The following is an 819-nucleotide window of genomic DNA, read 5'->3' on the forward strand; positions in this document are numbered from 1 at the left end:
CGTTATGCAACATATATAAATATGAGAAACCATTTAATTTTAATCTTCTGCCTAATCCTTTCAGTTTCAGTTCTTGCACAAGAAAGAGAAACCTTTCAAGATGACAGTATATACAAAGCCAATAAGATAAAGCTTAGAAAGTGGTACAGCGGAGAAAATAAAAAGCTTGGCATTATTACTTACTATGACAAGGAGGGCCGAATGATTAAGTATCTGGTGGAGATGAATTTGGGCGCAACCACAAGAACAACCCACTACGAATACGATAATAATGGTAAACTTGTCGGCATGGTGGATAGCACGAAGAATGGTGTACCAGATAAAAATGAATTAGAACGGCTGAAAAAAATGGGTTTGAACCCCAACCTCATCTTAGGAGGTGTTACTAACAAACCGCCATTAGAAATCTCCAAATATGAATTGACCTACAATCAAAATGAACTTATAAAAATCACTAAGTTCAATCCTGATGGCACTTTAGATTTCGTCGACAGTTTTCAAAAAGATGGCAAAGTTCAAACCCGAGATTGGTACAGAGGCGGAAAGGTATACAGAGCTAATACAACTGAATACTTGAGCCAAAACCATAAAGAGAAATTTTGGGGCTGGGAGAACAGTAATAATAAAAAGAACACATGGAACTACACTTTTAAGTATGTGCAGGAGAATGGGAAAGTGACAAGCTATACTAGATTTGATAATGGTAACCCTAAAGAGACTGTCAAATACTCTTACGATAGAAATGGATTGCTGACAAAAACTGAGGGTTATTCTGTAGAGCAATTTGAGTATGAGTACTACTGAAAAATACGTTGCATA

General features: G+C 36.4%; 1 protein-coding gene. It reads left to right on the forward strand.

The genetic code is table 11. From position 1 onward, the window contains the following. Nucleotides 1–804, forward strand: an 804-nt coding sequence (locus A8O25_RS22350; RefSeq protein WP_206598745.1) for a hypothetical protein, incomplete at its 5' end; no start/stop codon positions are given. Between the last annotated feature and the right edge of the window lie 15 nt (nucleotides 805–819).

Source organism: Rufibacter ruber, from assembly GCF_001647275.1.
GTDB classification, from domain to species: domain Bacteria; phylum Bacteroidota; class Bacteroidia; order Cytophagales; family Hymenobacteraceae; genus Nibribacter; species Nibribacter ruber_C.